Annotated in this window: 8 protein-coding genes; 7 read left to right on the plus strand and 1 reads right to left on the minus strand. The window is 63.6% G+C overall.

Annotation, left to right across the window (positions count from 1 at the left end):
* The first annotated feature begins 75 nt into the window (after positions 1-75).
* The gene (locus ACE3SN_RS15775) at positions 76-498 is read left to right on the plus strand and encodes a Fur family transcriptional regulator (protein WP_374531621.1); all 423 of its coding nucleotides are present in this window, start codon (positions 76-78) and stop codon (positions 496-498) included.
* The gene (locus ACE3SN_RS15780; protein ID WP_374531623.1) at positions 498-1,277 is read left to right on the plus strand and encodes a lysophospholipid acyltransferase family protein; all 780 of its coding nucleotides are present in this window, start codon (positions 498-500) and stop codon (positions 1,275-1,277) included. The genes ACE3SN_RS15775 and ACE3SN_RS15780 overlap by 1 nt, the downstream gene beginning before the upstream one ends.
* Positions 1,278-1,283: 6 nt before the next feature.
* On the opposite strand, the gene ACE3SN_RS15785 is transcribed toward ACE3SN_RS15780, so the two are convergent.
* Complete coding sequence (locus ACE3SN_RS15785) at positions 1,284-2,231, minus strand: hypothetical protein (protein ID WP_374531624.1); 948 nt, start codon at positions 2,229-2,231, stop codon at positions 1,284-1,286.
* A gap of 119 nt (positions 2,232-2,350) precedes the next feature.
* Here ACE3SN_RS15785 and miaB point away from each other — a divergent pair, with 119 nt between their 5' ends.
* The 5 genes from miaB to ACE3SN_RS15810 form a co-directional block, all read left to right on the plus strand.
* Positions 2,351-3,685 (plus strand): tRNA (N6-isopentenyl adenosine(37)-C2)-methylthiotransferase MiaB, encoded by a 1,335-nt coding sequence (gene miaB / locus ACE3SN_RS15790; protein WP_374531626.1) that lies wholly within the window; start codon positions 2,351-2,353, stop codon positions 3,683-3,685.
* A 101-nt stretch (positions 3,686-3,786) separates the two neighbouring features.
* The gene (locus ACE3SN_RS15795) at positions 3,787-4,806 is read left to right on the plus strand and encodes a PhoH family protein (protein ID WP_374531629.1); all 1,020 of its coding nucleotides are present in this window, start codon (positions 3,787-3,789) and stop codon (positions 4,804-4,806) included.
* Positions 4,803-5,321 (plus strand): hypothetical protein, encoded by a 519-nt coding sequence (locus ACE3SN_RS15800; RefSeq protein ID WP_374531631.1) that lies wholly within the window; start codon positions 4,803-4,805, stop codon positions 5,319-5,321. The genes ACE3SN_RS15795 and ACE3SN_RS15800 overlap by 4 nt, the downstream gene beginning before the upstream one ends.
* A 17-nt stretch (positions 5,322-5,338) precedes the next feature.
* A complete protein-coding gene (gene ybeY, locus ACE3SN_RS15805; protein ID WP_374531632.1) occupies positions 5,339-5,830 on the plus strand; it encodes an rRNA maturation RNase YbeY in 492 nt (163 codons plus the stop codon).
* Positions 5,831-5,889: 59 nt separating this feature from the next.
* On the plus strand, positions 5,890-6,415 hold a 526-nt coding region (locus ACE3SN_RS15810; protein ID WP_374531634.1), incomplete at its 3' end, for a CBS domain-containing protein.

Genomic DNA, 6,415 nt, shown 5'->3' on the forward strand with positions numbered 1-6,415 from the left:
CAATTGAGTTGCAGTTGAAGAATCGCCCCGCCGGTTTATGATCGGCGGGGTGTTCCTTTTCTGACGGATAGTTACGTGCATCAGGCCATCGACATCGAAGCGCTATGCGTAGAGCGCGGATTGCGCATAACCGAACAGCGCCGTGTGATTGCCCGGGTCCTGTCCGAAAGCACCGATCATCCCGACGTGGAAAAGCTGCACGAGCGCGCCGTTGCAGTCGATCCGCGCATTTCGATTGCCACGGTTTATCGCACCGTCCGCCTGTTCGAAGAGGCCGGAATTCTCGACCGCCATGACTTTGGTGACGGCCGCTCGCGCTATGAAGCCGCGCCCGAAGCACACCATGATCACATGATCGACGTCGAATCGGGCAAGGTGATCGAGTTCGTCGATCCCGAACTCGAAGCCCTGCAACGCCAGATCGCCGAACGGCTTGGCTACCGCCTGGTCGATCACCGCATGGAACTGTACGGCGTGCGGATCGAACGCGACGGTTGATGGCGGTCGCTGCTGCCCTGCCGCAGAGCATTTCGCCGGTCGGCCGGCTGCGGATCATCCTGCGTCTGATTGGAATGCTGGTACTGTTGCTGGCGTGCCTGCCGCTTTATTACGTCTTCCACTTGCTCCGCCTGCACAACCCGGTACCGCGCGTGTTCCTTGGCGGGGTGGCATGGCTTGCCGGGGTCGAGCTTTCGTATCGCGGCGAGAAGGTGCATCGTGGTGCATTCCTGCTCGTCAACCATGTCAGCTGGATCGACATTCCGGCCCTGGCCTGGGCTACCGGCACGGCCTTCGTCGGTCATGACGGCCTGGCCTCGATGCCGCTGCTGAAATGGCTCTGCGCGATGAACGACACAGTGTTCGTCGCCCGGCACGACCGGACCAGCGTGGCGCGCCAGGTCGAAGACGTGCGCCGCGCTCTGTCGGATACCGGGGCGCTGGCGATCTTCCCCGAAGGAACCACCAGCGACGGGACGGGATTACTGCCGTTCAAATCCTCGCTGCTGTCCGCTTTCGAGCCGCTGCCGGACGGGATCGCGATCCAGCCGGTGCTGCTCGACTACGGAACGGAGGCCGCCGAAATCGCCTGGGTGGGCGAAGAACACGGACTGCACAATTTCCTGCGCATCCTTGCGCGGGGGCGGACGGTCAAGCTTGCAATCCACTTCCTGCCCGTGCTCGACGGCAAGCAGCTGGCCAACCGCAAGACCATCGCCGGCGCCGCGCGCGAAGCGATGCTGGCCCGGCTGGGCGAGACGAGCCGACGAACCGCCTGACGCGGCTCAATTCGGACGCGGCGGCCTGACGATTACCGGCTTGACCTGCTGCACCGCCGGCGGCGGCACGATCCCGCGATCGGGTAGCGGCGTCATCTTCATGCCCCTGATCTCCAGCGGCATCGGTGCGCTATCCCCTTCGCGCGTGCGCAAGGTGACCTGCCAGGTACCGACGCGGCGGTAGGGCTCGGGCACGGTCACCCGCATCAGGTAGATTCCATCGGGCAGGTGCGCGCCATCGGCATCGATCACCGAACAGGTCTGCGGCACGGCCTTGTTGGCCTCGTCGCCGTTGAACAGCGCGAAGAAACCCGGCCCGCAAACATTGCGGCCATAGACCAGCAGGGTCCAGTCCCGCGCCTGGCCCGGCGCGATTTCGAACGCTTGGGGGGCAATCCTGGTAATCACCGGCAGCACCTTGGGCGGCGGCGGCTTGACCGCGCCGGCCTGCGCTCGGTCGACAGTGAAGACCGGCGACCAGTTGCTGGCCATCGAATCCGACGTTGTCGGATCCTCGGCGTTCGTTGCGCCAAGCGAAATCCACACCTTGAACTGCAGGTGCGAACCCGGCTCGGCAATGAAGCCCGGCCCGATTCCCAGGTGAATCCGCTGCTTCGATGTGCCGCCATAGACAAAGCAATCGGCGTTATCGTCGCACTTGCGCCATGGTCCGGCCTGGTTGCCCGCGCTGACCCGCCGGACCCACAGGTGGACATAGCCGCCGCGATAACCGCTGGGATGCGCCGTATCGTCCGGCCCCAGGTTGACCCCTTCGAGGTCGAGCACGAACCGGCCGTTATAATCCAGCTGCCTGACCTGATCGTCGTAGATCAGCGGATCGGCCTGCGGCGAGCGCTGGATTTGCGGCGTCGGGAGGCCGCCCTGCGCCAGTGCGGAACCGCTCGCAAGCAGCGAGCAAACTGCGGCAAACGATGCTTGAGTAATTCTGCGCATGGGGCGCCCCTCCTCCACTCGACTCCTGCTGCCTGACCTATGCGCTCAATGCCAATCCGCATTGCAGAAACCCGCCACCCCTTCAATTCTCCTGCGAAATACCCTATCGGCCCCTTCCCATGCGCCCCACCCCGCCCCCCAGGACCTACCGCGTCAAGAGCTTCGGCTGCCAGATGAACGTCTATGACGGCGAACGCATGGCCGAACTGCTTGGGGCACAGGGCATCTCGCCAGCGCCCGAAGGCGAAGAGGCCGACCTGGTGGTGCTTAACACCTGCCACATTCGGGAAAAGGCCGCGGAAAAGGTCTATTCCGATATCGGCCGGATCGTGAAGGACTGGCGGCGCGAAGACGGCACCAGCCCGCTGATCGCGGTGGCAGGCTGCGTCGCCCAGGCCGAGGGTGAGGAAATCATGCGCCGCGCCCCCGCCGTCTCCATGGTGGTCGGCCCACAGGCCTACCACCGCCTGCCCGAAATGGTCGCGGAAGCCGCCGAAGGTCGCCGCACGGTTGAAACCGACATGCCGGCCGAGGCCAAGTTTGCCGCGCTTCCCGCCCGCCGCAAGGTTGGCCCCAGCGCCTTCCTGACCGTGCAGGAAGGCTGTGACAAGTTTTGCACCTACTGCGTGGTGCCTTATACTCGCGGTGCCGAAATTTCCCGACCTTACAAGGATCTGGTGGCCGAAGCGCAGGGATTGGTCGAAGCCGGCGCGCGGGAGATCACGCTGCTTGGTCAGAATGTCAACGCATGGCGCGATGATACCAATCGCGGCCTCGAAAAGCTGATCGAGACGCTGGCGGCCATGCCCGGCCTTGCCCGAATCCGTTACACCACCAGCCACCCCAACGACATGACCGAGGGGCTGATCGAAGCCCACCGCGACATCGAAAAGCTGATGCCGTTCCTGCACCTGCCGGTCCAGGCCGGGAATGACCGGGTGCTGAAGGCGATGAACCGCAGCCACAGCGCCGACAGCTATCTGCGCGTGCTCGACCGGGTCCGCGCGGTGCGTCCCGATATCGCGCTGTCGGGCGATTTCATCGTCGGCTTCCCCGGCGAGACCGACGCAGAGTTCGAAGATACGCTGAAGCTGGTCGATGCAGTCGGCTATGCCCAATGCTTCAGCTTCAAATATTCGGCCCGTCCCGGCACTCCTGCCGCGACAATGGACGGCCAGGTTGCCGCAGAAGTCATGGACGAGCGTCTGCAGCGCCTGCAAGCCGCGCTGAACCGCGATCAACTCGCCTTCAATCAGGCCTCGGTCGGGAAGCGCTGCACCGTGCTGGTCGAACGCAAGGGCCGTCACGAGGGCCAGTGGCTGGGCAAGTCGCCGTGGCTGCAATCGGTCCACTTTACCGGTGAGGCGGCGATCGGCGATCTGGTCGAGGTTGAACTGACTGCTGCCGGTCCGAACTCACTTTCCGCACGGCTGTTGCATCCGGCACACGCCTGAGGGGTTTTCCACCACCCGTCACAACACTGTCGCTTGCGCGCGGCAGGCTCGCGCTTATCTTGAATTCAAGGGGCCGATTCCGGCCTAGTTGAAAGGAGCGCATGGCCCGCAAACCTGCCCGCGCCTATGAAATGGCGCCTTCCCGTTCCGATGCCGCCCGCAGAGCACGGGCCGAATTGGAATTCGACGAGGCAACAATCCTCGGCGCGTTGTTCGGGCAGTTTGACGCCAACCTGGTCCAGCTCGAAAACCGGCTTGGGGTCTACATCTCGGCGCGCGGCAATCGGGTGCAGATCGAAGGGCCGGAAGACGCCGTCGCCCGCACCCGCGACGTGCTTAAGGCCATGCACCAGCGCCTGATACAGGGGCAGGACCTCGATCCCGGCGCGGTCGAGGCGATCATCGCGATGTCGGCCGAACCGACACTCGAAGGAATCATCACCAGCGATGGCGAAAAGCCTTCGGTGATGATCCGCACCCGCAAGAAGACCATCGTCCCGCGCAGCGCGACCCAGATCGAATACATGAAGGCCCTGGCCAGCCAGGACGTGATCTTCGCGCTTGGCCCGGCGGGCACCGGCAAGACCTATGTCGCCGTGGCCCAGGCCGTGTCGCAGCTGATCACCGGCTCGGTCCAGCGCCTGATCCTGTCGCGCCCGGCGGTCGAGGCGGGCGAGCGGCTCGGCTTCCTGCCCGGCGACATGAAGGAAAAGGTCGATCCCTACCTGCGCCCGCTTTACGACGCGCTTTACGATTGCATGCCGCCCGAACAGGTCGAACGCCGCATCGCCAGCGGCGAAATCGAAATCGCGCCGATTGCCTTCATGCGCGGCCGCACGCTGGCCGATGCCTTCGTCATCCTCGACGAGGCGCAGAACACCACGCAGGCGCAGATGAAGATGTTCCTCACCCGCTTCGGCATGAACAGCCGGATGGTGATCTGCGGCGACCCCCGCCAGGTCGACATTCCCGGCGGCGAAGCGATGAGCGGCCTGGCCGACGCGGTCAAGAAACTTGAGGGAGTTGAAGGAATTGCGGTGACGCGTTTCTCCAATGCGGATGTCGTGCGCCATCCTATAGTCGGGCGCATCGTTGAAGCCTACGAGGGGAGAAATCCATGAAGTTTCGCAATCTGGTCGCTGCGGCGGCAATGGCGGCCCTGTTGGTACCGGGCGTGGCCCAGGCCAACTGGAAGACCACCAAATGGGGTCAGTCGGTCGATGACGTCGTCAAGGCCGGCAAGCAGTTCAAGGTCAAGCGCATCGCCGACGTCGAAAAGGACCGGGTCGGAAACAAGCAGCGCCTCGCGGTTGGTGAAGTGACCGAAGGCGGCGTCAAGTTTCAGGTCCAGTTCTACTTCACGCCCGATGGCAAGAGCCTGCAGCTCGTGCGCTATGAACCGGTCGAGAAGATGAACTGCTTCGATCAGGAAAAGCTGGCAGTTAAGCTGTACGGCGAAGGCAAGCCGCACGACGAAGTTGAAAAGATCGACGGCGGCAATGGCCAGATGTTCGATGTCAACTTCCACATGCGCGACTGGGTTGGTGACGGCAGCGACATGGTCGGCACGCTCCACGCGCTGATCGGCACCGAAACCACCGATGTCTGCACCTGGACTTTCGAGCCGGGGAACTGATCCCTATATGGGGCGCGATGCCCCAGCTTGAAATCTCCATCGAAGCCTCCTGGCCGCCTGAAACGGATTGGGAAGCCTTGGCCGGGCGCGCTGCCGATGCGGTGGCGCGCCTTGCCGTTGAATTGGCCAACAACCGCCTCTCAGCGAGTGTGCTGTTTGCCGATGACGCCGAGGTTCAGGACCTCAACCGCGAATGGCGCGGCAAGGACAAGCCGACCAACGTGCTGTCCTTTCCGATGCTGGAGCGCGAGGACCTGCTGGATCTTGACGACGATGGCCCGCCCGAACTGCTCGGCGATATTGCCCTGGCGCTAGAAACCTGCGCACGCGAAGCGGCCGACAAGGGCGTGACGCTTGAAGCGCACACGACGCATCTCATCATTCACGGCCTACTCCACCTGGCCGGGCTCGATCACGAAATTTCGCCTGAAGATGCGCGCGCCATGGAAGCATTGGAGATAAAGGCGCTTGCCCTTTTGGGCATTGCCGATCCATATGGGGACCATTGACCGGAACCTGGCGGGCACGGCCGGGCCGCAATTGATCAACAGAGGGCAGTTTCACGGCGATGGCCGACCCACATTCTGGAGAAGCGGAAAGTAGCCGCTCGTTGTGGCGTTCGCTTCGCAAGATCGTCGGTATCGGCGACGCCGATCAGTCCCTGCGCGCGCAGCTTGAAGAAGCCATCGATGAGCACGAGGAAGAAGCCGGTGATAAACCGGCGAACGGCGATCTTTCTCCGCTTGAACGGCAGATGCTGCGCAACCTGCTGCACTTCTCCGAACACGATGCCGACGATGTGGCGATCCCGCGCGGCGAAATCATTGCCATCCCGGCTTCGGCCACCTGGGAAGAGGTAATCGCGGCCTTTTCCGTACATGGCCATTCGCGCCTGCCGGTCTATGGCGAAACGCTCGACGAAATCGTCGGCATGGTGCTGATCAAGGACGTGTTCCCGTTCCTGGCTGGCGGCAAGGCGCCGAAGGACTGGAAGAGCCTGCTGCGCCAGCCGCTGTTCGTGCCCCAGGCGCGCGGCGCGCTCGACGTGCTGGCCGACATGCGCTCAAGCCGGGTCCACCTTGCCGTGGTGATCG

Source organism: Novosphingobium sp. (genome assembly GCF_041915465.1).
In the GTDB taxonomy this organism is placed as follows: Bacteria; Pseudomonadota; Alphaproteobacteria; order Sphingomonadales; family Sphingomonadaceae; genus Novosphingobium.